The organism is Rhizobium sp. H4 (genome assembly GCF_003013335.1).
GTDB lineage: Bacteria > Pseudomonadota > Alphaproteobacteria > Rhizobiales > Rhizobiaceae > Rhizobium > Rhizobium sophoriradicis.
In genome coordinates this window covers 44,411-67,751 of sequence record NZ_PSOW01000010.1, presented here as the reverse complement: position 1 = coordinate 67,751, position 23,341 = coordinate 44,411, and the positions used below count along the sequence as shown (strand labels likewise).

At 61.8% G+C, this 23,341-nt stretch carries 20 protein-coding genes; 8 read left to right on the top strand and 12 right to left on the bottom strand.

Going from position 1 to position 23,341, the window contains the following annotated elements:
* Nucleotides 1-40: 40 nt before the first annotated feature.
* Nucleotides 41-658 (top strand): DNA-3-methyladenine glycosylase, encoded by a 618-nt coding sequence (locus tag C4N04_RS16800; protein ID WP_038690905.1) that lies wholly within the window; start codon nt 41-43, stop codon nt 656-658.
* Here the strand turns inward: C4N04_RS16800 and C4N04_RS16795 are convergent, their stop codons facing one another.
* From C4N04_RS16795 to C4N04_RS16785, 3 genes are read right to left on the bottom strand one after another with little or no spacing between them, the layout of a single operon-like run.
* Nucleotides 659-2,200, bottom strand: coding sequence for a DHA2 family efflux MFS transporter permease subunit (locus C4N04_RS16795; RefSeq protein WP_106796569.1), 1,542 nt, complete (start codon nt 2,198-2,200; stop codon nt 659-661). It abuts the gene before it with no gap.
* Nucleotides 2,193-3,413: an HlyD family secretion protein gene (locus tag C4N04_RS16790; RefSeq protein WP_106796568.1), complete on the bottom strand. Its 1,221-nt coding sequence runs from the start codon at nt 3,411-3,413 to the stop codon at nt 2,193-2,195. Before C4N04_RS16790 ends, C4N04_RS16795 begins: the two co-directional genes overlap by 8 nt.
* The gene (locus tag C4N04_RS16785) at nt 3,406-3,870 is read right to left on the bottom strand and encodes a MarR family transcriptional regulator (RefSeq protein WP_038690911.1); all 465 of its coding nucleotides are present in this window, start codon (nt 3,868-3,870) and stop codon (nt 3,406-3,408) included. The genes C4N04_RS16790 and C4N04_RS16785 overlap by 8 nt, the downstream gene beginning before the upstream one ends.
* Before the next feature lie 235 nt (nt 3,871-4,105).
* Here C4N04_RS16785 and C4N04_RS16780 point away from each other — a divergent pair, with 235 nt between their 5' ends.
* From C4N04_RS16780 to C4N04_RS16770, 3 genes are all read left to right on the top strand, one after another.
* The gene (locus C4N04_RS16780) at nt 4,106-5,650 is read left to right on the top strand and encodes a cation:proton antiporter (protein ID WP_106796567.1); all 1,545 of its coding nucleotides are present in this window, start codon (nt 4,106-4,108) and stop codon (nt 5,648-5,650) included.
* 257 nt (nt 5,651-5,907) lie between these two features.
* A complete protein-coding gene (locus tag C4N04_RS16775; RefSeq protein ID WP_077994870.1) occupies nt 5,908-7,083 on the top strand; it encodes an efflux RND transporter periplasmic adaptor subunit in 1,176 nt (391 codons plus the stop codon).
* Nucleotides 7,080-10,265, top strand: coding sequence for a multidrug efflux RND transporter permease subunit (locus tag C4N04_RS16770; protein ID WP_096763795.1), 3,186 nt, complete (start codon nt 7,080-7,082; stop codon nt 10,263-10,265). The genes C4N04_RS16775 and C4N04_RS16770 overlap by 4 nt, the downstream gene beginning before the upstream one ends.
* A 36-nt stretch (nt 10,266-10,301) precedes the next feature.
* Here the strand turns inward: C4N04_RS16770 and C4N04_RS16765 are convergent, their stop codons facing one another.
* The gene (locus C4N04_RS16765; protein ID WP_170961505.1) at nt 10,302-11,078 is read right to left on the bottom strand and encodes a metallophosphoesterase family protein; all 777 of its coding nucleotides are present in this window, start codon (nt 11,076-11,078) and stop codon (nt 10,302-10,304) included.
* A 166-nt stretch (nt 11,079-11,244) separates the two neighbouring features.
* On the opposite strand from C4N04_RS16765, the gene C4N04_RS16760 reads away from it, so the two are divergent.
* Entirely contained in the window at nt 11,245-12,369 is a 1,125-nt protein-coding gene (locus C4N04_RS16760) for a monooxygenase (protein WP_106796566.1), read from the top strand.
* Nucleotides 12,370-12,424: 55 nt separating this feature from the next.
* Here C4N04_RS16760 and C4N04_RS16755 read toward each other — a convergent pair whose 3' ends face one another.
* Nucleotides 12,425-12,889: an Rrf2 family transcriptional regulator gene (locus C4N04_RS16755; protein ID WP_009996604.1), complete on the bottom strand. Its 465-nt coding sequence runs from the start codon at nt 12,887-12,889 to the stop codon at nt 12,425-12,427.
* Between the two features lie 152 nt (nt 12,890-13,041).
* Nucleotides 13,042-13,830: an SDR family oxidoreductase gene (locus C4N04_RS16750; protein WP_096763797.1), complete on the bottom strand. Its 789-nt coding sequence runs from the start codon at nt 13,828-13,830 to the stop codon at nt 13,042-13,044.
* 128 nt (nt 13,831-13,958) lie between these two features.
* On the opposite strand from C4N04_RS16750, the gene C4N04_RS16745 reads away from it, so the two are divergent.
* Nucleotides 13,959-14,729, top strand: coding sequence for a TIM barrel protein (locus tag C4N04_RS16745; protein WP_096763798.1), 771 nt, complete (start codon nt 13,959-13,961; stop codon nt 14,727-14,729).
* Here C4N04_RS16745 and C4N04_RS16740 read toward each other — a convergent pair.
* The gene (locus C4N04_RS16740) at nt 14,726-15,262 is read right to left on the bottom strand and encodes a hypothetical protein (protein WP_009994849.1); all 537 of its coding nucleotides are present in this window, start codon (nt 15,260-15,262) and stop codon (nt 14,726-14,728) included. The genes C4N04_RS16745 and C4N04_RS16740 overlap by 4 nt on opposite strands.
* Before the next feature lie 87 nt (nt 15,263-15,349).
* Here C4N04_RS16740 and C4N04_RS16735 point away from each other — a divergent pair, with 87 nt between their 5' ends.
* Nucleotides 15,350-15,823: a cupin domain-containing protein gene (locus C4N04_RS16735; RefSeq protein WP_009994847.1), complete on the top strand. Its 474-nt coding sequence runs from the start codon at nt 15,350-15,352 to the stop codon at nt 15,821-15,823.
* 21 nt (nt 15,824-15,844) lie between these two features.
* On the opposite strand, the gene C4N04_RS16730 is transcribed toward C4N04_RS16735, so the two are convergent.
* The 5 genes from C4N04_RS16730 to C4N04_RS16705 all read right to left on the bottom strand — a co-directional run bounded on the left by C4N04_RS16730 (nt 15,845) and on the right by C4N04_RS16705 (nt 21,828).
* Nucleotides 15,845-16,954: a sn-glycerol-3-phosphate import ATP-binding protein UgpC gene (locus C4N04_RS16730; protein WP_096763799.1), complete on the bottom strand. Its 1,110-nt coding sequence runs from the start codon at nt 16,952-16,954 to the stop codon at nt 15,845-15,847.
* A 12-nt stretch (nt 16,955-16,966) separates the two neighbouring features.
* On the bottom strand, nt 16,967-17,881 hold the full coding sequence (locus C4N04_RS16725) for an ABC transporter permease subunit (protein ID WP_096763800.1): 915 nt from the start codon (nt 17,879-17,881) through the stop codon (nt 16,967-16,969).
* A 10-nt stretch (nt 17,882-17,891) separates the two neighbouring features.
* Nucleotides 17,892-18,776: a sugar ABC transporter permease gene (locus C4N04_RS16720; protein WP_038690923.1), complete on the bottom strand. Its 885-nt coding sequence runs from the start codon at nt 18,774-18,776 to the stop codon at nt 17,892-17,894.
* Nucleotides 18,777-18,902: 126 nt separating this feature from the next.
* A complete protein-coding gene (locus tag C4N04_RS16715) occupies nt 18,903-20,258 on the bottom strand; it encodes an extracellular solute-binding protein (RefSeq protein ID WP_106796565.1) in 1,356 nt (451 codons plus the stop codon).
* 364 nt (nt 20,259-20,622) lie between these two features.
* Nucleotides 20,623-21,828 (bottom strand): ROK family transcriptional regulator, encoded by a 1,206-nt coding sequence (locus tag C4N04_RS16705; RefSeq protein WP_096763802.1) that lies wholly within the window; start codon nt 21,826-21,828, stop codon nt 20,623-20,625.
* Between the two features lie 229 nt (nt 21,829-22,057).
* On the opposite strand from C4N04_RS16705, the gene C4N04_RS16700 reads away from it, so the two are divergent.
* Nucleotides 22,058-23,296 carry an extracellular solute-binding protein gene (locus C4N04_RS16700; RefSeq protein WP_106796564.1) on the top strand — a complete coding sequence of 413 codons (1,239 nt, stop codon included), beginning with the start codon at nt 22,058-22,060 and terminating at the stop codon, nt 23,294-23,296.
* Nucleotides 23,297-23,341: the final 45 nt, after the last annotated feature.

Here is a 23,341-nt window from a genome sequence, read left to right as displayed (position 1 = left end):
GCCACGTCAAGCCCTTTGGGGGTGACGCCAAGCGCGCCGAATGGTATCTGCCTCGGCCATGACCGATGGTGGAATGACAAGCGGCGCGATCGGCGCCGGCGCGCTTGCCGGCGAAAGTCTCAGGGTGTTTTTCGAGCGCGACGCAATCGCCGTTGCCCGGGATCTGCTCGGCTGCCATCTCTCAGTCGACGGCGTAGGCGGCCGCATCACCGAGACGGAAGCCTATTTCCCCGATGACGAGGCCTCGCACAGTTTTCGCGGGCCGACCAAGCGCAACGGCGCCATGTATGGCCGCCCCGGCAATGCCTACATCTACCGCATTTACGGCATGTATTGGTGCCTGAACTTCGTCTGCCATCCGGGTTCGGCCGTGCTGATCCGGGCGCTCGAGCCGGAAACGGGAATTCCTTTGATGATGGAGCGGCGCGGCACCGATATGCTGACGGCGCTCTGCAGCGGCCCCGGCAAGCTCTGCTTGGCGCTCGGCATCGACATTCAGATCAACGACAGGCTGCTCGACCGCCCACCCTATGCACTGACGCCCTCCGCGCCGGTGCCGATCGTTTCGGGAAAGCGCATCGGTATCACCAAAAATGCCGACGTGCCATGGCGCTTCGGCATCCAGGGGTCGCGTTATCTCAGCAAACCGTTTCGCTGACTATTCCATCACGGCACTGTGGTCGACGGCGGCCGCGGCCTTCGGCCTACGCAGCAGCAGCACGAGCGGAATGACCGCGAGCGACATCAGCATCAACAGCTTGAAATCGTCCATATAGGCGATGATCGTCGATTGCAGCGTGATGATCTCGTTGAGCGAGGCGCGTCCGGCTGCCGTCACGGGACTGAGCCCCTGTGCCGCCACCGCGTTGAAGGCGTGGTTGAACGGCGTCACATAGGCAGCGATCGATTCATGATTGCTCTGCGTATTCTCGACGATCAGCGCCGAGACGATCGAGATGCCCACAGACGAGCCGATATTGCGCGACAGATTGTAGAGGCCGGTGCCGTCGCCGCGCATATGGGCGGGCAGCGTGGCGAAAGCGATCGTCGTCAGCGGCACGAACAGGAAGCCGAGACCGGCGCCCTGGATAAAGCCGACCGAGATGATCGTCCATTGCGAGACGTCGGGCGTCCAGCCGGTCATATCGTACATCGCCCAGGCGGTCAGGCCGAGGCCGAGCACCAGCAGCCAGCGTGTATCGACCTTGCCGATCAGCCGCCCGACGATGAACATGCAGAGCATGGTGCCGAGCCCGCGCGGCCCCATGACGATGCCGGCGGTAATGACGGGATAGCCCATCAGCGTCTGCAGATAGGGTGTCATCAACGCCAGCGAGGCGAGATAAGTGATGCCGATAACGAAGATGAAGATCATGCTGATCGAAAAATTCTGATCGAGGAACAGCTTCGGATTGACGAAGGATTTCTCCGCCGTCAGCGTGTGCACCAGAAGCAGATAGAAGGCCGAAGCGCAGATAATCGCTTCGAGCATGATCTCGCCTGAGGAGAACCAGTCGAGCTGCTCACCGCGGTCGAGGAAGAGCTGCAGCGAGGCAATGAACAGGCTCATCATCCCGAAGCCGAACCAGTCAAGCTTCGCGAGCGCATCCCTCTTCGTTTCCGAAACGAATACGACGATCCCGGCAAAGGCGAGCGCGCCGATCGGCACGTTGATGTAGAACACCCAGCGCCAGCTGATATTCTCGGTCAGCCAGCCGCCAATGACAGGCCCCAGCACCGGCCCGACCATGACCGAGACGCCAAAGAGCGCCATGGCCGAACCGCGCTCCTCGACCGTGTAGATGTCGAGCAGGATGCCCTGGGATAGCGGCACCAGCGATGCGCCGAACAGACCCTGCAGCAGGCGAAAGGCGACGATCTGGTTCAGCGATTGCGCCAGGCCGCAGAGCACCGAGGCGCCGACGAAGCCGGATATGGCGACGAGCAGCACGCGCTTGCGGCCGAACTTGGCGGCAAGGAAACCGGAGGGCGGCGTCATGATTGCCGCCGCGACGATGTAGGACGTCAGCACCCAGTTGATCTGGTCGGCCGACGCCGACACGCTGCCCTGAATATAGGGCAGCGCCACATTGGCAATCGTCGTATCCAGCGCCTGCATGATGACGGCGAGGATGACGCAGGCGGTGATCGCACCGCGATTGGCAACAGGGGTCGCCGAAGACGCGGGAGAGCTACTCATCATCCTTGCCCTGAGACCGGCCCAGAAGCTTGTTGACGAAGTCGGGCAGGCCGCGGGCATGACCGGTTTCGACGTCGACGACCGTGCTCATGCCGACGCGAAGCGGCGGCTTGCCTTGCGTATCCTCGATGCTGACGCGCATCGGAATGCGCTGGACGACCTTCACCCAGTTGCCGGTGGTGTTCTGGGCCGGCAGCAGCGCGAAGCTGGAGCCGGAGGCCGGGCTGATGCTCTCGACCTTGCCCTTCCACGTCACGCCGGGATAGGTGTCGACGTAGATCTCCGCCGTCTGGCCGGGTTTGACGTAGGTCAGCTCGGTTTCCTTCGGGCTGGCGGCGATCCACAGATGGTCGGTCGCGACAAGCGAGAAGGCCTGCTGCGAAGCCTGCAGGTAGGAGCCGACCTGCAAGGCGTTGACATTGGTGACGATGCCGTCGAACGGCGCCTTGACGACGCTGTGGTCGAGTTCGCGCTGGGCATTGTCGACATTCGACTTGGCCTGCAGGTAGAGCGGGTTCTCCTCGATCGGCTGGTCGGCCGATCCGCCGAGCTGGGCAAGCGTCGTTGCGGCCTCCGCCTTGGCGACGGTCACCTTCTGTTGCGCGGCCTCGAGATTGTGCTTGGCCTCGTCATAGGCCGATTGCGTCGCGCTGCCGTTGTTGACGAGGTTCTGCTGCCGGTCGAACTGCTCCTGATAATAAGGCAGGTCGGCCTGCGCCTGGGTGATCTCAGCCAGCGACTGCTGATAGCTGGCCTTGAGGTTCATGATCTGGTTGCGCTGCACGCCGAGCTGCGCCTTGGCGCCGTCGAGCGCGATCTTGAAGGAATCGGCCCTCAGGCTGAAGAGCACCTGCCCCGCCTTGACCGCCTCGTTCTCGCGCACGTTGATCTCGTTGACGATGCCCGAGACATCGGTGGTGACGCCGACCATATCGGCCTGGATATAGGCGTTGTCGGTCGACATCACCTGGCCGCCATTGACGTAATAATAACCGCCGGCGACGAGCGCCGCCGGCAGCAGCGCGAACAGGATAGGCCGCGTGAGACTGCGCCGGCGGCGGACCTTGTTGCCGCCAGGCGCAGCCACGGCGGCAGCCGGCGCTGAACTGGATGAAGGCGCTTCGGCTACCGTTTCCTGCTGTTTGATTTGGTTTTCTTCAGATGTCTTGGCATCGGCGTCGGCGACGACGCGGAAGTTGGATTGATCAGCCATCGTTCATCTCATTCTCTTCAACCGGTGTTCGGCAAGCCTGCACCAGGTTCGTCTTCATAACGGATAGTATCTGGTAGAGCTGCTCGCGTTGCTCGGCGGAAACGCCTTCCAGCGCCTCGGCTCGGGTTACATCGCCGAGTTCGCGCATTTCGGCGAGCAACGGATGCGCCTCCTCGCGCATGTAGAGCAGCCAGATGCGCCGGTCGGTCGGATGCTGGCGGCGCTCGATCAGCCCGCGTTCGGCAAGCTTGTCGAGGATGCGCACCAAAGTGATCGGCTCGACCTCGAGGATTTCGGCAAGGCCGCTCTGATGGATACCTTCATTGTTCGAGAGATAGGCAAGTGTCTGCCACTGCGAACGCGTCAGCCCGAGGCACTTCGCGCGTTGCTCGAACCGCTTGCGCAGCAGCCGTGCGACGTCGTGGAGAAGGAAACCGAGAGTGGGCGTGGTGTTCATTGGAACCTTTGCCGGCTATTTATAAGCATACTTATGATATGGGTATTTATATTCCGAGCGAGTGCACTGCACAAGAGCAGCGTCGACAGATTCAGGGCCGCGGTCGAAATGCCGCAGCCGCGGGGGGCAAACCATACCTTCTTTGCCGGTTGCAGCGCACGTACGGTGGCCGCAGGGCAGTTTCGGCCCTAGTTCCTGAAGAACTTCGCCTCCATGAGGTGCGCAGGAGGGCTCGATGGCGTTCTTCGAAAGCATGCTGACGCTGCTCCTTGTGGCGATCGTCTTCCTGCAATTCTCCAGGAGATTCCGGATCCCCTATCCCACAATGCTCTCGCTCGCCGGCGTCATCGTCGCCGCCGTGCCCTGGGCACCCGAGATTGCAATCGATCCCGACCTTGCACTGGCGCTGCTGGTCGCGCCCGTGCTTTTCGACGCCGCCTACGATCTGCCGCCGCGGACATTGCGCCGCAACTGGATGCCGCTCCTCTCGCTCGCCGCCATCGCCGTGGTGCTGACAGCTGCCGCCGTCGCCGTCGTCGGGGTGACGATGGCCGGGCTGCCGATTGCCGCGGCTGTCGCGCTCGGCGCTATCGTCGCGCCGCCGGATGCGGCCGCCGCGACCGCCATGCTCGACCGCTTCGCGCTGCCGCGCCAGACCTATGTCGTCCTGAAGGGCGAGAGCCTTCTCAACGATGCCGTGGCACTCCTGATCTTCAGCGCCGCCGTTACCGCTGCCGCAAGCCCGACCTTCTTCACCGGCGCTCTGGCGGAACTGGCTCTGGCTGTGCCGGGCGGCCTCATCCTCGGTTATCTCCTCGGCCGGCTCTACATGGTCGTCGGGTTGAAGCTCGCCGGCACTCTCGGCGGCACTCTGCTGGAGTTCGTCGCGACCTTCGGCACCTGGATCATCGCCGAGCGGCTGCACCTGTCGGCGATTCTGGCGATCGTCGTATACGCGATGGTGATCGCCCGCTACATGCCGGAACGGCAGACGGCCCGCCACCGCATCCACTCCTACTCCGTCTGGGAGGCTGCCGTCTTTCTGCTCAATGTGCTCGCGTTTCTGCTGATGGGCCTGCAGGCCCGGCAGATCGTGCTTGATCTTGATCCCGGCCGCCTGAATTTCGCGGTCACCTTCGCTGCCGCAATCTTTGCCACCGTCATCGCGGTGCGCCTGGCCTGGGTGCTCTTCTATAACCGGGCGATCAATTTTCTCGCGGCGCGCGGACGCGCGAAACAGGCGGCCCCGACGTTCGCGACCAGCCTGCTTGCCGGCTGGTGCGGCATGCGCGGCCTCGTCACACTGGCGACCGCCCTCGCCCTGCCTATCGATTTTCCCGATCGCGACATCATCCTGCTCAGCGCGCTCGCCGTCGTCCTCGGCACCCTGATTGTGCAGGGTCTGACGCTCGGATCGCTGATCCGTTTCCTGAATTTCGAACCGGATACGTCTCTTGACCGCGATCTCGCCAGAGCCCGCGTGGCGTTGATCGATGCAGCACTTGCCGAGCTTGCTGGCGGCGAGGACGAATCCACCCGCATCCTGCGCGACGTCTACACCTCGGAGCGCAAGATCGCCGCGGATGGGAAACATCCACGCGAGGTCAGCAAGCTCGACAAACAGCGCCGCAACGTCATCGTCGCAAAACGCGCCAAGCTTGCGGCGATGCGCCGCGCCGGCGAGATCGACGACGATGTCTTTCACATGCTTGAACAGGAGCTTGACTGGGCCGAACTCGGCGCGCTGCCGCCCGGCAGGGACGAGATCGTCGAGAGCTGACACTGCCTATGAAGCTTTTATGGATTCAAAAACGCAGCCAATTGGCATTTGCAATTTTTCGCCCCTGCCGCTTATAGTCCGCTTCCAAAGGGTTACGATTTTTCTCATCTGCATTGCCTGCCGGCCTTCCTTGCGAGGGGATCAAACGCCGGAGAATTCCGGGGGCGTACGCCCCCGTTCAAGCAGCAAGACATGAACAGCATCACTTCATCTTAGGTTTGGCGGCAATAAACGGCCGCCGAGATTGGAGGACCGGCATGACTTTCGCGCTTCGACAGATGATGCTGTTTGGCAGCATGGCCGTGCTCATGCCGCTAGCGGCGCTTGCCCAAAACGCCCCACCGGCCCCACCCGTCACCGTTGCCAAGCCGGTCGTTCGCGACGTTGTCGACAGCGACGAGTTCATCGGCCGCTTCCAACCGGTCGACGAAGTCTCCGTTCGCTCGCGCGTCGGCGGTTACCTGCAGGAAATCCATTTCCAGGACGGCGCGCTGGTCAAGCAGGGCGACTTGCTCTTCGTCATCGACCAGAGACCGTTCATAACGGCGCTCAACCAGGCAAAGGCGACGCTTGAGGCCTCCCAATCCACCCTGGTCTTTGCCGATGCGCAGTACAAGCGTGCGCAGTCGCTTGCCTCGAGCGGCAGTCAGTCGGCCCAGACGCTGGACGATCGCCGCCGCGAATTCGATTCGGCCGAGGCCAATGTCCGCGGCGCCCAGGCCGCAGCCGACCGTGCGTCGCTCGACATGGAATATACGGAAATCAAGGCGCCGCTGAGCGGCCGCATCGACCGCCGGCTGATTTCGGCCGGCAATCTCGTGCAGACCGACCAGACCGTGCTGACGACGATCGTTTCTCTCGACCCGATCGATTTCTATTTCGACGTCGATGAGCGCCGCCTGCTGAATTTTGCCGACACGGCCCGCAAACTGGGCAAGGATCTCCAGCAGGGCGGCGGCGGACTGGATGTGTCCGTCACGATATCGGATCCCAATGCCAAACCGTTCAAGGGAAAGCTCGATTTCGCCGAAAACCGGGTCGACAACCAGAGTGGCACGATTCGCCTGCGGGCCCGTTTCCCCAACCCTGATCTTGTCCTGCAGCCCGGCCTCTTCGGCCGCATACAGGTGGAAGCCTCCAACACCTACCAGGCCGTTCTTGTCCCCGACGAGGCAATCGGCTCGGATCAGAACGAGCGCGTCGTCTATGTCGTCGCCGACGACGGTACGGTTTCGAGCAAACCCGTGAGGCCTGGACCGCGGCTCTACGGCTACCGTGTGATACGCGAGGGTCTCGACGGCACCGAGATGATCATCGTCAACGGAGTCATCCGCGCCCGTCCCGGCTCGAAGATCACGCCTCAGATGACCGAACTGCCGAAGGAGCGGCAGGACACGGCGCCCGAAACCGCTGGCGCGGAGAGCGGACAATGAGATTCGCTCATTTTTTCGTGGACCGGCCGATCTTTGCGGCCGTGATTTCCATCGTTCTTCTCGTCGTCGGCGGCATCGCCTATACACAGCTGCCGGTATCGCAATATCCGGAGATCGCGCCGCCGACCATCGTCGTGCGCACCTCCTATCCGGGCGCCGATCCGCAGACGATCGCCGATACGGTTTCGACACCGCTCGAACAGCAGATCAACGGCGTCGAAGACATGCTCTACATGTCTTCTTACTCCAGCGCCGACGGCGCCATGTCGCTGACGATCACCTTCAAGCTCGGCACGGATCTCGACAAGGTCCAGGTGCTTGTCCAGAACCGCGTCTCCATCGCCCTGCCCCGTCTTCCCGAGGAAGTCCAGCGGCTTGGCGTGACAACCGACAAGAGTTCGCCGGATCTGATGATGGTCGTACACCTGCTGTCGCCGACCCATCGTTATGACCAGCTTTACGTCTCGAACTACGCCCGCAACCGCATCCGCGACGTTCTCGTTCGCCTCGATGGCGTCGGCGACGTGCAGCTTTTCGGCGAGCGCCAGTATTCGATGCGAATCTGGCTGGACCCGGAAAAGCTGTCTGCCTACGGCATGACATCCGATGACGTCGTCGCCGCCCTCAGAGACCAGAACGTCCAGGTGTCGGGCGGCAAGATCGGCGCGCCGCCGGTCACCGGCAAGAACGCGTTCGAATACACGGTGCGGACGGACGGACGTTTCTCCGACGTGCGCGAGTTCCGCTATGTCATTGTGAAATCGACGGAGAGCGGCCGGCTCGTGCAATTGCAGGACGTAGCGCGCATCGAGCTCGGCGCACAGGACTACGTCACCAACAGCTATCTCAATAACGACCCTGCGGTCGCACTCGGCATCTTCGCCCGACCGGGGACCAATGCCCTCGACACCGCTCATCAGGTCCAGGCGATCATGAAGGACCTGTCGCAGAATTTCCCGCAGGGCCTGGAATATCGCATCGTCTACGACACCACCGAATTCATCTCGGATTCGATCTCCGAAGTTTATCGAACCATCGCCGAGGCGGCGATCCTGGTGGCGATCGTCGTTCTCGTCTTCCTGCAATCCTGGCGCACCGCGATCATTCCGATCATTGCCATCCCGGTCTCGCTGATCGGCACCTTCGCCGTCCTGCTGGCGTTCGGCTTCTCGCTCAACATGCTCACTCTGTTCGGCTTGGTGTTGGCAATCGGCATCGTCGTCGACGACGCGATCGTCGTGGTGGAAAACGTCGAGCGCAATCTCGCCCGCGGCATGACGCCGAAACAGGCTTCCCATGTCACGATGGACGAGGTCGGAACCGCGGTCGTCGCCATCTCGCTGGTGTTGATCGCCGTCTTCGTGCCGACAGCCTTCATTCCAGGCATCTCCGGACAGTTCTACCGGCAGTTCGCAGTCACCATCGCCGTCACGACCGCGATATCAGCCTTGAACTCGCTGACGCTTTCGCCCGCCCTGGCAGCCATATTGCTCAAGCCCCATGACCACGAGACCAGGCGCGCCAACGTGGCCACACGCCTGGGCCGCAGCCTTGCGAATGGCTTCAATCGCGGATTTGACCGGATGAGTTCCGGTTATTCCTGGACCGTTCGGCATCTGGTCAGCAGTTGGGTAGGCTTGAGCGCCGCAATGGTCGCCTTCGTTTGCCTGCTGGGAGCAACCTGGTACATGGGTACGCGCGTTCCCTCGGGCTTTATCCCGACCATGGACCAGGGTTACGCGATCATCGTCATACAGCTTCCTGACGGCGCCTCGCTCGCGCGTACCGACGCCGTCGTCAAGCAGGTGGGCGATATCGCCCGTACCGTGCCGGGTGTCGGCAATGCGGTGCAATTTGCCGGCTTCAGCGGGGCGACATTCACCAACGCCTCGAATGCCGGCGTCGTCTTCGTCCCGTTCAAATCCTTCGCCGAACGCGAAGAAGGCGGAGACAACGCCAACAAGATCATCGGCGAGCTTTTCGGCAAGCTGCAAAGCATCCAGGAAGCCTTCATCATCGCCATACCGCCGCCGTCCGTGCGCGGTGTCGGCAATTCCGGCGGCTTCAAGATGCAGATTTCCGATCTTGAAAACGCGGATATGACGCGGGTGCTCGCCCTCGCCCGCCAGATGATGGGTGCGGCGGCGACGACGGAGGGGCTGACCGGCGTCTTTACGACATTCTCCGATGCAAGCCCGCAATATTTCCTGGCGATCGACCGCGACAAGGCGCGCTTCCTCAATGTGCCGATCCCCAACATCTTCAATGCGCTTTCGATCAACCTCGGCGTCGCTTATGTCAACGATTTCAATGCGTTCGGCCGCGTCTACCAGGTGCGCGCCCAGGCCGACCGGCAGTACCGCATGGATAGGGAAGATATCCTCGCCCTGAAGGTTCGATCGGCGACCGGCGCGCTGGTCCCGCTTGGAACCTTGATGGATATTCAGGATGCCAGCGGCCCGGCGCTCGTCCAACGCTACAATATGTATGTCTCGGTGCCGCTTCAGGGTAATCCGACGCCAGGCACGTCGACGGGCGACGCCATCAAGAAGATGGAAGCGCTGGCGGCGCAAATCCTGCCGCAGGGAACGACGTTCGAATGGACGGAACTCGCCTATCAGGAAACCCATACCGGCAACACCGCCATCTACATCTTCGCCCTGTCGGTGATCTTCGTCTTCCTGGCGCTGGCGGCGCAATATGAAAGCTGGGTCCTGCCGCTCGCGATCATCCTCATCGTACCGCTCGCGGTGCTCGCGGCGCTGATCGGGGTTTCGCTCCGAGGTATGGACAACAATGTCCTGACGCAGATCGGCCTGATCGTTCTGATCGGCCTTGCGGCCAAGAACGCCATTCTGATCGTCGAGTTCGCGAGACAAGCGGAAGAGGAAGGCAAGTCGCCGGTGGAGGCGGCCATCGAGGCCAGCCATCTCCGCCTGCGCCCGATCCTGATGACGGCATTCGCCTTCATCTTCGGTGTTCTGCCGCTTGCCATCGCCACCGGCCCCGGCGCCGAAATGCGGCAATCGCTCGGCACCGCGGTCTTCTCGGGCATGCTGGGCGTGACCATCTTCGGCCTGTTCCTGACGCCGGTTTTCTACGTCGTGCTGCGCGGCCGGCGTCGCAACCGCTCGGTCGAAAGGCCAGTCGAGGCCGTTCCGACCGAAAGGGAGACGGTCTGATCGGCGTGATGGCGGAGCCTTCCCGGTGGCATGATGTCAGGTAGAAAACAGATGCACTTGGCCCTGCCACAGGCGGGCAACGGTCAGCCTGCCGCTGCGAAAGGCGCGTGTGTCGAGATTGAGCCGTCTCGCGCGAATCTCCGGCTCGTCATTCGGCGTATGACCGTGGACGACGAGCTTCGGCAGCGGGATCCTGCTGTCGAGAAAACGGTGGCGGATGAGGACCAGATCCTCGTCGGTCTGCGCCTCGAGCGGCTGCGCCGGATCAATGCCGGCATGGACGAACAATACGCTCGGCGTGTCCAGCATGATCGGCATAGCCCGCATGAAATCGATATGCGTGTGCGGCAGCGAATGACGGAGGAAGGCGTCGAGCTGTGCGCCGGAGGGGAAGACCAGCGGCAGATGCTCCGGATCGAGCCCATAGGATTTCAGCGAGTGCGCCGCCCCGATCCGCATCCAGTCGTCATAGGAAAGCCAGCCGTCGATATAGTCGAGCATTGCGATCTCGTGGTTGCCTGCAAGGCAGATCCGATCGAAACCCTCCGGCGCCGGCTCCATGAGGTGAGCGATGACCTGTGCCGATTCCGGGCCGCGGTCGATATAGTCGCCGAGCGTCACGATCAGCTTGCGCCCCGGCAGCCGTGCCGCATCGCTTAAGATTGCCTGCTCTGCCTTCACGAGCAGATCGCGCCGGCCGTGAATGTCGCCAATGGCATAGGTTGGGATATCGGCAATATCCAGCGTCAGACGCGGTCTCGGCTGGCGTGCCATTTTCGAAACCTCGCTGCGGCGAGCAAGAGAGTCGCTCATCATGTTTCTCAATCAAGGAAGCCCCGGTTAACCATAAGTAGCGTCGAGGGCGAGGTGATCAAGTTGGTGAGAAAATTCGAAGCGTCGGTTTTTTCTAGAAAAACCGTTCTTATCATCCGGAGCGAAATCCCTCACTCCTGTTATCCCTCAGAGGAAAGAGTGATCGATGGGAACCGTATCGCAGTTTCATCACCGCCTGAGACCGCCAGCGCAGCGCATCGAAAGCGAAGAGGCGGCAATATCCACGGCCCGTGACCTCGCCGCCGCATTCCGGCGCGAGGCGAGCGAACGCGATATCAACCGCATTCTGCCGTTTGCCGAGCTCGACGCCCTGTCGATATCAGGACTGACCGCAATCACTGTTCCGCCCGACCATGAAGGGCTCGACGTGCCGAACGCCCTGCTGGCAGAAATCGTTGCGATCGTTGCAGAGGCCGATGCCTCGATCGGCGAGACCCTAGAAAATCATTTTTCCACGCTGGAAACACTCCGCGTTCAGACCGCCGAAGATCTGAAGGCATCACTCTTTGCCCGTGTGCTGCTCGGCGACCGCTTCGCGGCGGCCACGTTCGTTGACGGATCCGAACTGGTCGGCGAAGGCCTTGGCTATCGCCTGAGCGGCCGCACTCGGCAGGCGGCCGGAATTCTCTATGCCGACTGGATTGTCGCTGCGCACACACTTGCGCCCAACCGCCCGGTGACGCTGTACCTCACCCGTAGCGACGACGACCTGCAGGTGATCGATGATTGGGACGGCTTCGGCCAGCGTACCAATGGGTCGGCAACGGCGATCGCCGGCGCACTCCATGTTAATGCCGATGCCATCGCGCCGGCGCCTTCGTTTCGATATTCGACCGGCGTCTCGCTTGGCCTTTTGCTCAAGGCCGGGGTAAGCCTCGGTATCGCGCGTGCCGCCTGGGCCGACCTGATGACAGCGGTCGGCGATCACGCCGCCGTCCTCGCTCACATCGGCAAACACGCCGTCAGCATCGAAGCGACGGCGGCGGCCTTGGAACGGGCTGGCCGAAAACTCGACTTTGCCCAGGTCAATCCCGTGGAGGCGGCGATGGCGGATGCGCATTTTTCCGCTTCGGCGGCCGCGATCATAGCCGGCGAAGCGGCGCTCAGCACCGCCAACGCGCTGTTCGAACTCGCAGGCCAGACATCGGCCGCCATCGGGCTCAATCTCGATCGCCATTGGCGCAACGCCCGCATTCACGGCTTGTCGCTGCCGCTGGACCGATTGCTGCGTAGCGCAGGCGAATATGTGTCGCAGAAGATCGAAACCTGAACGATTGCAGCAGAGCGCCGCCGTTGTGCGGGGACGATATGAAAGGGAAGAGATCTCAGCTGGCGGCAGAGATCGGTAATTCCTCCGTCGCGCCCTCGACCTGTCCGCCCGCCGCAACGAATTGTTCGAGGGTCATATTGTCGAGAATGGCGGCGATCGCGTCCCGAACATCGGTCATCGAACGCCGCACCTGACAGGTTTCCGGATCGGCGCAGTCGTCGCAGGCCTCATAGGCCGTACGGCTGGCGCAGCGGATCGGCGCCAAGGGCCCGTCGAGCGTGCGGATGACATGGCCGATGCGGATTTCGGAGGCCGGCCGCGAGAGGGAATAACCGCCGCCGGGCCCCTTTTTCGAACGCAGAATGCCGACATTGCGCAGTTCCAAGAGGATCGTATCGAGGAATTTCTTCGGGATATTGTTGCGGGCGGCAACGTCATTGATGAAGGCGGTCTCGCCCGGCGGCAGCCGCGCCAGATCGACCAGCGCCTTCAGGCCATATTTTCCCTTTTTCGTCAGCATTTGTCTTTGCCCTGTCGAAAACGCAGTATTCACCCCGCCAATAGCAGGCAAATAGCGTCGAAAGCGTGAAGATACAACAAAATAGCTATTATTTATAGCTTATCTCGGCAACGTCCACAGAAGGCGCCGCCAATCTTCGGCCTGATGATCCGTCAGATCGTTTTCAACATGCCGCCGTCAACGAAATAGGTCGATCCGATGCAGTAGCTTGCTCGTTCCGAACTGAGGAAGACGAAGACATTCGCCAGTTCCTCCGGCGTGCCGAACCGTTTGGAGGCGGCATGCTCATTGGCGACGCTCTGCAGGTAGCCTTCCCAGTTGCCGCCGCTTTCGGCCGTCAGCTGCTTGGCGGTCTTGATCCAGTCCGGCGTCAGGATCAGGCCGGCATTGACGCAGTTGACGCGGATATTGTCCGGGATGAGCTCGGTCGAGAGCGTCTTCGAAAACATCATCAGCGCTGATTTACTGACATTGTAGATCGGCTCGTACCAGAGCGGCTGGACGGCGCAGATCGAGGCATTGTGCAGGATGACACCGCCGCCGCGCCTCTTCATCTGCGGCGCGATCCCGCGTGCAAGGCGCACGGCAGCCATCACATGCAGATCCCAATAAGCCTGCCACTTCTCGTCAGGCGCCTCCATCACCGTCTCGTTCGATCCGGTGCCGGCATTGTTGATGAGGATATCGGCGCCGCCCTTCTCTGCGGCCGCAGCAATGATCGCCTCCGTTCCCGCAACCGTCGCAACGTCGGCGGCAACCGCGGTGGCGCTGACACCGTATTTTCCGGCGATACGGGCAGCCTCCGCCTCCAACCGCTCACCGCCGCGCGCGGCGAGCACGAGGTTGGAGCCCTCGGCCGCCAGCCCTTCGGCGATCGCCAGCCCGATGCCGACCGACGCGCCTGTTATCACGGCGATCTTTCCCTTCAATCCAAGATCCATATCTTCCTCCACAAGCGCCGGCGAGCCCCGTCCGATATGGCGAGTGTTCCGCCAATGAATCCGGGCGTCAAGCCTTGCGACAGACTCCGATCTGTCGCAGCCTGAGCTCCCACCTAGGAGGAGTTTTCATGCGACGTTATTCAGCCTGCATAGAATGGCTGTTTGCCGAAGGAGACGGCAGCTTTGCCGATCGCATCCGCCGCGCACGTGCCGGCGGCCTGACGGCGGTCGAATTCTGGCGCTGGAGCGACAAGGACCTGGATGCGATTGAGGCGGCGCTTGATGAAACCGGCCTTGCCCTCACCAGCCTTGTCGCCGAACCGATGATCGCGCTGACCGATGCGGCCAACCGGCAGTCCTGGCTGAAAGGCCTTGCCGAATCCGTCGCCGTTTCGAGACGCCTCGGCGCGCCGGTGCTGATCGCTCAGGCAGGCGACGATCTTCCGGGCGTCAGCCGCGAAGAACAGCGCCGGGCGCTCACCGAAACGCTGAAGGCCGGCGCCGATATCCTCAAGGGCAGCGGCGTGCGCCTCGGCGTCGAGCCGCTCAACATCCGCATCGACCATATAGGCTATTTCCTCGATTCCACCCACGAAGGCCTCGACATCGTCTCCGATGTCAGCCGTCCCGAGATCGGCATCGTCTACGACATCTACCATTCCGCCGTGATGGACGAACGCACCGAAGAGGTGCTCGACGGCCGCCTCGACCGCGTCTTCCACGTCCATGTCGCCGATCATCCCGGCCGCAACGAACCGGGTTCCGGCGGCATCGACCTCGCCCACCGCCTCAACTGGATCTTCGCCAACGGCTATGATGGCGCCGTCGGCCTCGAATACCGGCCGAGCAGGCCCGGCGCCGAAGCGGTCGAGGCCGCGATCGCGTCGCTTGGCGGCTAGACCGAGTCCGCGTCTTCGGCAAAGGGTTCAAGCTCCGGATCGAAATCGACGCCGACGACATTGTTGAAGATGGCTGTCGCCAGCATTATGCCGGCGAAGGCGACGAGATCGATGAGCACCTTGGTCTCGTAGCGCTCTTTCAGTCTCGTCCAGAGCTCGGCCGGAACGGCGTTGGAATCGACGACGATCGCCCTGCCGAATGCCTCGAGCAGTGCTTCCGTTTCCGAAAGCTCCAGCGCATTGGGGTCGAAACCCTTGTTGATCAGCGCCCGGCGAAAGAAGGTGATGGCGATCGTCGAACTCGCCGCTTTCGAGATCGCATGGGAGAAGATCCAGATTTCCCGGTCGCTGATCACAGGATCGAGTTCGGCCCGCAGCGTGAACCACTCGGCATAGATGCGATGGGCGACCGGCGAATGCAGGAGCGTCCGCTTCATGTTGGTCATGCGCCCGCGCATCCTTATTTCTTCATCATGCGCCGCGCGAACCTCTGGCGAAGCGGTGTCGTAATCGATCTGCGGGAGGTGGCTCATCAAGTGAACGCTTTCCTAGAAGATAAATCCGCTTGGCCGCCGGGCGGCGCCCACCTAGATTGTTTATATCGAAGGCGGAGGCAAGGCATGAGCGGCGACCACGAGCATTCTCACATCGACTGGCGGGAACATGGCGTCAAGGTCATTCCCGGCAATTCGCTCGATCCTAACACGGCGCAGACGCCGGGCATGAACCGCGCAACGGCGATCAACAATGCGCGCGCCGGCGCCGAGAAGATCTGGGCCGGCACGGTGACGATCCATGCCAATGCCAAGACCGGCGCCCACCACCACGGCGATCTCGAAAGCATCATCTATGTCGTCAAGGGCAAGGCCCGCATGCGCTGGGGCGAGCATCTGGAATTTACCGCCGAGGCGGGCCCCGGCGATTTCATCTATGTCCCGCCCTACGTGCCCCATCAGGAGATCAACGCCAGCCGAGACGAGACGCTGGAATGCGTGCTCGTCCGCTCAGGCCAGGAGCCCGTCGTCGTCAATCTCGATATCGAGCCTGTGGAAAAACCGGAAGACGTTCCCTGGATCGATCCGATCCATCGCTGACGCCGACCGTCGATGAATTCGTCAGGCGTGGACGGGGCCGGCACTGCTCATGGCAGGGGTCTCGATGATTCGGCCGGTATCGGCGGCATAGAGGTGGATCGCATTGTGATCAATCGCGATGCCGATCGGATCGCCCGATTTCACGCTCACGGCATCCGTCAGCGCCACGGCAAAAGGCAGTCCGTCGAAATCGGCATGCACGACGCGGCTCGCGCCGAGCTCTTCGATGAAATCGGCCGTCGCGATCAAGGCGCCGGGTGCATCCGGCGCCACCAGCCGGGCGGCCTCTGCGCGCATGCCGAGCACGACGCGTTTGCCTTTCAGCGGCGCGGCGCGTTCGCGCGGCAGCGCAATCTTGCGGCTCTGGTCATAGACGAAGACACCTTCATCGTTGATCGTGCCTTCGAGCAGGTTCATCGCCGGCGTGCCGACGAATCCTGCGACGAAGCGCGAGACCGGATGATGATAGACCTCTTCCGGCGTGCCGACCTGCTCGACCCTGCCGCCATTCATCACCACCAGCCGGTCGGCCAGCGTCATCGCCTCCGTCTGGTCATGGGTGACGAAGATCGAGGTGGCGCCGAGGCGGCGGTGGAGCCGACGGATTTCGGCGCGCATGGCGATGCGCAGCTTGGCGTCGAGGTTGGACAGCGGCTCGTCGAAGAGGAACACTTTCGGCTCGCGGATCATCGCGCGGCCCATGGCGACGCGCTGGCGCTGGCCGCCGGAAAGAGCGGCCGGGCGGCGGTCGAGGAAGGGTTCGAGGCTGAGCGCCTTGGCGACCTCGGTAATGCGTCGCTGACGCTCAGCCTTCGCGATGCCGGCCACCTTCAGCGCATAACCGATATTCTCGGCAACGGTCATATGCGGGTAGAGCGCATAGTTCTGGAACACCATCGCGCAGCCGCGCTCGCGCGGCTCCAGCTGGTTGACAACGCGGCCGTCAATGGCGATTTCGCCGCCGCTGATTTCCTCCAGACCGGCGATCATGCGCAAGAGCGTAGACTTGCCGCAGCCGGACGGGCCGAGGATGACAACGAATTCACCGGATTTAATCTCCAGGTCGACGCCGTGAACCACGGGATGCTTGCCGTAGCTCTTCTTCACATCACGGATTGAGATCGGTGCCACAGGTCTGTTCCTTCACTTCTCGGTGGAGATAAGGCCGCGCACGAACCAGCGCTGCATCAGGATGACGAGCACCAGCGGCGGCGACATGATGATTAGGGTACCGGCCATCGCGACGTTCCAATCGGGCAGGCCGAATTCGGACGGGATCAGGGTCTTGAGCTGCGTCACCGCAATGCCGAAATTCGGATCGGTAGTGATCAGCAGCGGCCAGAGATACTGGTTCCATGCCCAGACGAACATGATGGTGAACAGCGCGATCATGTTCGGCCGCGACAGCGGCACCAGAATGTCCCAGAAGAACCGAACCGGGCCCGACCCATCCATCTTCGAGGCCTCGGCAAGTTCATCCGGAACCGTCAGATAGAACTGCCGGTAAAGGAACGTCCCGGTCGCGGTTGCGACCAGCGGCAGAACCAGGCCGGGGTAGGAATTCAGCAGACCCCATGCGAGCTTGATCTGGATGCCGCTGATCTGCGCCACGAGCCAGCTGATGCCCGTGACATCGAGGATCGTCTGGAACGGCTGCAGCGCGTTGGCCGCGATCGAATAGGTCGGTACAATGCGCACTTCCAGCGGCAGCATCAGCGTGATGAAGATGATCCAGAAAATCACATAGCGGCCGCGGAAGCGGAAATAGACGATCGAGAAGCCTGCCATGGCGGAAAGGATGACCTTGCCGGCGGCGACCGACGTCGCGAAGATGATGCTGTGCAGCAGTTTGGTGCCGAGATCGGCGCGAACCCAGGCTTCCCGGGCGTTTTCCCAAAAATGCGAGCCCGGCGTCAGCGGCAGCGGCACGCGGTTGACCGTCTCCAGATCGAGCGTCGATGCGATGATGACGATGACGAAAGGCAGGAGCGCGATCACCATGCCGAGCGCCAGAAGCGTGTAGCAGATGAAGTTGAATATCGGCGTGCGTTCGATCATGTCCGCGACCTCACTTGTAGTGCACGCGCCGCTCGATGAAGCGGAACTGGAAGATGGTGAGCATGACGACGAGCAGCATCAGGATGATCGATTGCGCCGCAGCGCCCGAATAATCGAGGCCCCGGAAGCCGTCGAAATAGATCTTGTAGACCATCAGCTCCGTCGCGCGTGCCGGGCCGCCCTGCGTCATGACGTCGACGATGCCGAAGGAATCCTGAAAGCTTTCGGTGATGTTGATGACGAGCAGGAAGAACAGCGTCGGCGTCAGCAAGGGCAGCTGAATATCCCAGATACGGCGCATCGGCCCTGAACCGTCCATGGCCGCCGCTTCGATCAGCGAGCGTGGAATGCCTTGCAGAGCCGAGAGGAAGAAAATGAAGTTGTAGCCGATATATTTCCAGGAGAAGGCGACGATGACGGCGATCATCGCGTCCTTGCCGTCGAGCGCGGGGTTCCAGAGGCCCGGCCAGACATGGTTGATGACCGAGAGAAGGCCGGCCTCCGGCGCCAGGATGAAGCGGAAAGCAAGCCCGAGAGCGGGCGCGGCGATCGCGTAAGGCCAGATGAAGACTGACCGGTAGACCTTGTGGCCGCGCAGTTCACGATCGGTCAAAAGCGCCAGGATGAGCGCCAGGCCCATGGCAATAATCGTCGAGCTGAAGCCGAAGACCATGCTGCGGGTGATCGATTCCCAATAGATCGGATCGCTGAGCAGCAGTTTGAAATTGTCGAAGCCGACCCAGGCATTGCCGCCGCCCCATGGCTGCTCGAGCGTGAACGCCCAATAAAGCGCCTGCGCGCTTGGCCAGTAGAAGAAGACGAAGATCAGCAGCAGCATCGGGAATGCGAAGAGAAGGCCGATCGTCGTCGAGGAGAAAGTGACGCGCTTTTCCATGGGTGGTCGTTTTCGCCCTGGTTTGACTTCAGGCGCGGGCGGCAGCGCATCCGCGACTGGTTGGGAGAACTTACAAAGACGCACCCGGCACGCGCAAGGCGGGCCGGGTGCGGCTCAATTAGGCGATCAGGGGAGCTGAACGTTCTTGTAGGTCTGCTGGAAGCGGCGCAGGAGCTGGTTGCCGCGTTCGGCAGCAGAGTCGAGCGAGGCCTGGACGTCGGCATTGTTGACGAAGATCGCCTGCAGGCCGTTGGCGATCTCGGTGCGGACCTGCAGCAGGCCGCCGAGACGGATGCCCTTGGCGGCTGCGTCGCCGGCCGGGGAAGCGGTCAGGCTCTGGATGGCGAGTTCACGGCCGGCGTAAGGCGCCTTATCGTAGAAGCCCTGCTTCTTCAGATATTCGAAGCCGGAGTTGCGAACCGGGATGTAGCCGGTAACGGTCGACCAGGTCAGAGCTTCTTCGGGCTTCGCGATGAAGTTGAAGAAGGCAGCGGCTGCCTTGTACTCGGCGTCCGAATGGCCCTTCAGAACCCAGAGCGAAGCGCCGCCGACATATGAGCTGTGACGGGTTGCGTCACCATAGGTCGGGAGCATGGCAACGCCCCAGTTCATGCCCTGCTTGGCGGTGCGGCCGATATTCCCGTGGTCGCCGACCGAGGTCAGGATGACCTGGCAGTCGCCGGCGGCGAAGGCTTCAACGAAGGTCTGGCCGACGGCCTTGTTCTTGATGACGGCGAGCTTGTTGTCGTACCAGGACTTGAGATCCTTGATGTAGCTGACGAGAAGCGGGTTCTTGTTGAAGACCAGCTCGGCGTCGAGGCCTTCGAAGCCGTTCTTCTTCGTGGCGATCGGCTCACCGTTGACGGCTTCGAACTGCTCGACGTACTGCCAGACTTCGTTGCTGGAGATGTCGAAGGCGAGCGGGCATGCATAGCCGGCGTCCTTCAGAGCCTTGAAGTCCTCACCGGCTTCCTTCCAGGTCGCCGGAGCATGATCCTTGCCGATCTTGGCGAAGGCGTCCTTGTTCCAGTAGAGCAAAGCGGTCGAGGAGTTGAAGGGGAAGGAATACATCTCGCCCTTCGACGTGGCGTAGTAGCCTGCGATACCCGAGAAGTAATCGTTCCAGTCGACGGTGTAGCCCATGTCGGCCATCAGCTTGTTTGCCGGGTAGTAGGCGCCGGAGAGCATGATGTCGAGCGTGCCGGCGTCGGAAACCTGAGCGATGGTCGGCTGCTTGCCGGCGCGGAAGGCGGCAATGGTGTTCTGCAGGGAGGCGTCGTAGCTGCCCTGGCTGGTGCAGACGACTTCGTAATAGGCCTGCGACTGGTTGAAGCGATCGCACTGTTCCTGGACACGCTTTGCGATGTCACCGGAGTTGCCGAACCAGAAGTCAATCTTGGTCTTTTCGGCGGCGGCGGCCGGGCCAGCAAGAAACGCTGTAGCGAGAAGGGCGCCGACGGCGCCGAGAAGCTTGGCTTGCATGAGAACCTCGAACGTAAAAGAGACGCGCACTTTCAGCGCACGCCCTATTAGCTGGTCCAAATTGCCGCGGCCAATGAATATTCCATGACATGAAACAAACGAAATCGCGCCGTCACGAAACTTTCATGCGGATGTTATATGCCACGGCTGAAGGCTATATTGAGATAAGCCTCGCCAGCCACCCCAGCGCACTGCCGAATAATTATATCTATACCAGATTTCATATAATTTTCAATGATTTTCAATACTTTACTATACTTCGATAAAGCCTCTTCATTCGCTTGCATTGGTCGCTTGAAACTTACAAAGAGGGCCATTTTTCTGCCGTTGCACTGCTGCGCAACGCCCGGTATCAGGCTCGAAATCAGCGAGAATCCTTCAAAATTGCAGCAAAATGCGGATCGAATGCCCGGCTGATGGGTCCGGCGGCGGCGCCGACCGCGACCGACCAGGGATCGGCCATGCCGGGCTGCAGGCGTGGCAGCGTCCGGCCACGCCTTTCAGCGACCGAGGGCAGCAGCGGCCCGATCGCCGCAATCAACCTGCTTACCAGCGCCTCCGGTGCACTGCCGCAGAGGATCACCGTCTGCGGATCGAAGACCGTTTCGATGAGATGGATGCTCCAGCGCAGGTCCGCCGCCGCCGCCTCGATCCAGTCTTCGATGCTTGGGGCCCCGTTGGAGGCGAGCTCATTGATGCGCGCATGGAGATCGGGATCGGCCGGATCGGCCGACAGATGCTGGTAGAGCGAGGCGAGCGAGGCGCGGTGTTCGAGCGGCGTCGCTTTACCATCGGCAAACAGTAGCGCCATGCCGATCTCGCCGGCATTGCCGTTGGCGCCGCGATAGAGCTCGCCGTTGAGGATCAGGCCGGCACCGATGCCGTAGCCGACAAACAGGCAGACGGCATGATCAACGCCGTGGGCGGCTCCCACCATGCGCTCGGCGGTCGCAGCCGCTGCCGCGTCATTCTGAAGGCTGACATCGAGGCCGGTGCCATCGCTCAGCGTTTCCAGGAGCGGAAACTTCTGCCACGCCTCCATCATCCAAGGATCATCGCCGCTGCCGTCCATCCCAAAGGGGCCGGGCATTGCGGCGCCGAGGCCGACCAGCCGTTTTTCCGATTGCTGGACGATCCCGGCAAGCCCCGATCGCACGCCTGCGACGAGATCGAGAATGGCCTTGGTTCCCGTCGAAGGACCTCCCGGCGGCAAAACGGCTTCTGCGCGTACGAGAACGGTGCCGACGAGATCGACGGCGACCGCCCGCGTCACATGCCGGTCGATCTGCAGACCGATCGCGAAAGCCCCTTCGGGCACGAGGCGATAGGGTGTCGAGGGTTGCCCCCTGCCCTTGCGCACCACCTCCTGCGAACTGACGAGACCATCGCGCTCGAGTTCCTCGATAATATTCGACACCGTCTGCTTGGTCAGCCGCGTCGCCCGCGCCAGATCGGCGCGCGAAAGCGCGCCATTGATCCTCAAGGCATCGATCATCACGCGCCGGTTATGGGCGCTGGTGCCTTCGTGATTGGTGCCGCTCTTGGCCCGGATCGGCCTGACGTCGTTCATGTGTCAATTGCCTCTTGACTCCAGTAGAATGTTGGCGAAGTAATAAGTCAAGACATTTGACTTAATCAGGGACCGAAGAGTTCCAGGGAACGCTGGAAGCCGAATAGGGCCTCCAACGACGCTCCGAGATGATGAATCGGCACGTTCTTTTTCACGCGTGCCTTCTCGAAAACCGATGGCGGCAGAACCGCCATCGGCCATGCGTAAACTTTAAAAACTGGAGGCTGCAATGCTGAAATCTCTCAACAAGACGCTTCTGGGTGCGGCCTTGATCGGCGCATCCTTTGCTCCACATGCTTTCGCCGAAACGACGCTGAACGCGCTTTTCATGGCGCAGGCCGCCTATAGCGAAGCCGATGTGCGCGCCATGACCGACGCCTTCGTCAAGGCGAACCCCGATATCAAGATCAATCTCGAATTCGTCCCCTATGAAGGCCTGCACGATAAGACCGTGCTGGCACAGGGTTCCGGCGGCGGTTACGACGTCGTTCTCTTCGACGTCATCTGGCCGGCCGAATATGCCACCAACAAGGTTCTGGTCGACGTCTCCTCCCGCATCACTGACGAGATGAAGAAGGGCGTGCTGCCGGGCGCCTGGACCACCGTTCAGTATGACGGCAAATATTACGGCATGCCCTGGATCCTTGACACCAAATACCTGTTCTACAACAAGGAAATCCTTGAGAAGGCCGGCATCAAGGCGCCACCGAAGACCTGGGACGAACTGGCCGAACAGGCAAAGGCGATCAAGGACAAGGGACTGCTCGCCACCCCGATCGCTTGGAGCTGGTCGCAGGCCGAAGCCGCAATCTGCGACTACACCACGCTGGTCAGCGCCTATGGCGGCGATTTTCTGAAGGACGGCAAACCTGCCTTCCAGAGCGGCGGCGGCCTTGACGCTCTGAAATACATGGTCTCAAGCTATACCTCAGGCCTGACGAATCCGAACTCCAAGGAATTCCTTGAAGAGGATGTCCGCAAGGTCTTCCAGAACGGCGACGCCGCCTTCGCGCTCAACTGGACCTACATGTACAACATGGCGAACGACCCGAAGGACAGCAAGGTCGCGGGCAAGGTCGGCGTCGTGCCGGCGCCGGGCGTCGCCGGAAAGAGCGAGGCTTCGGCCGTCAACGGCTCGATGGGCCTCGGCATCACCTCGGCCAGCCAGCATCCCGACGAGGCCTGGAAATACATCACCTTCATGACCTCGCAGGCCACACAGAATGCCTACGCCAAGCTCAGCCTGCCGATCTGGGCCTCGTCCTATGAGGATGCGGCCGTCACTAAGGGTCAGGAAGAGCTGATTTCCGCCGCCAAGATCGGCCTTGCCGCCATGTATCCGCGCCCGACGACGCCGAAATATCAGGAGCTTTCGACGGCGCTGCAGCAGGCAATCCAGGAATCACTGCTCGGGCAGTCCACGCCCGAGGACGCGCTGAAGTCGGCCGCGGAAAACAGCGGCCTCTGAGCCCGGCATGAACTCCGGGCGGCGCCTGTCGCCGCCCGCCTCCCA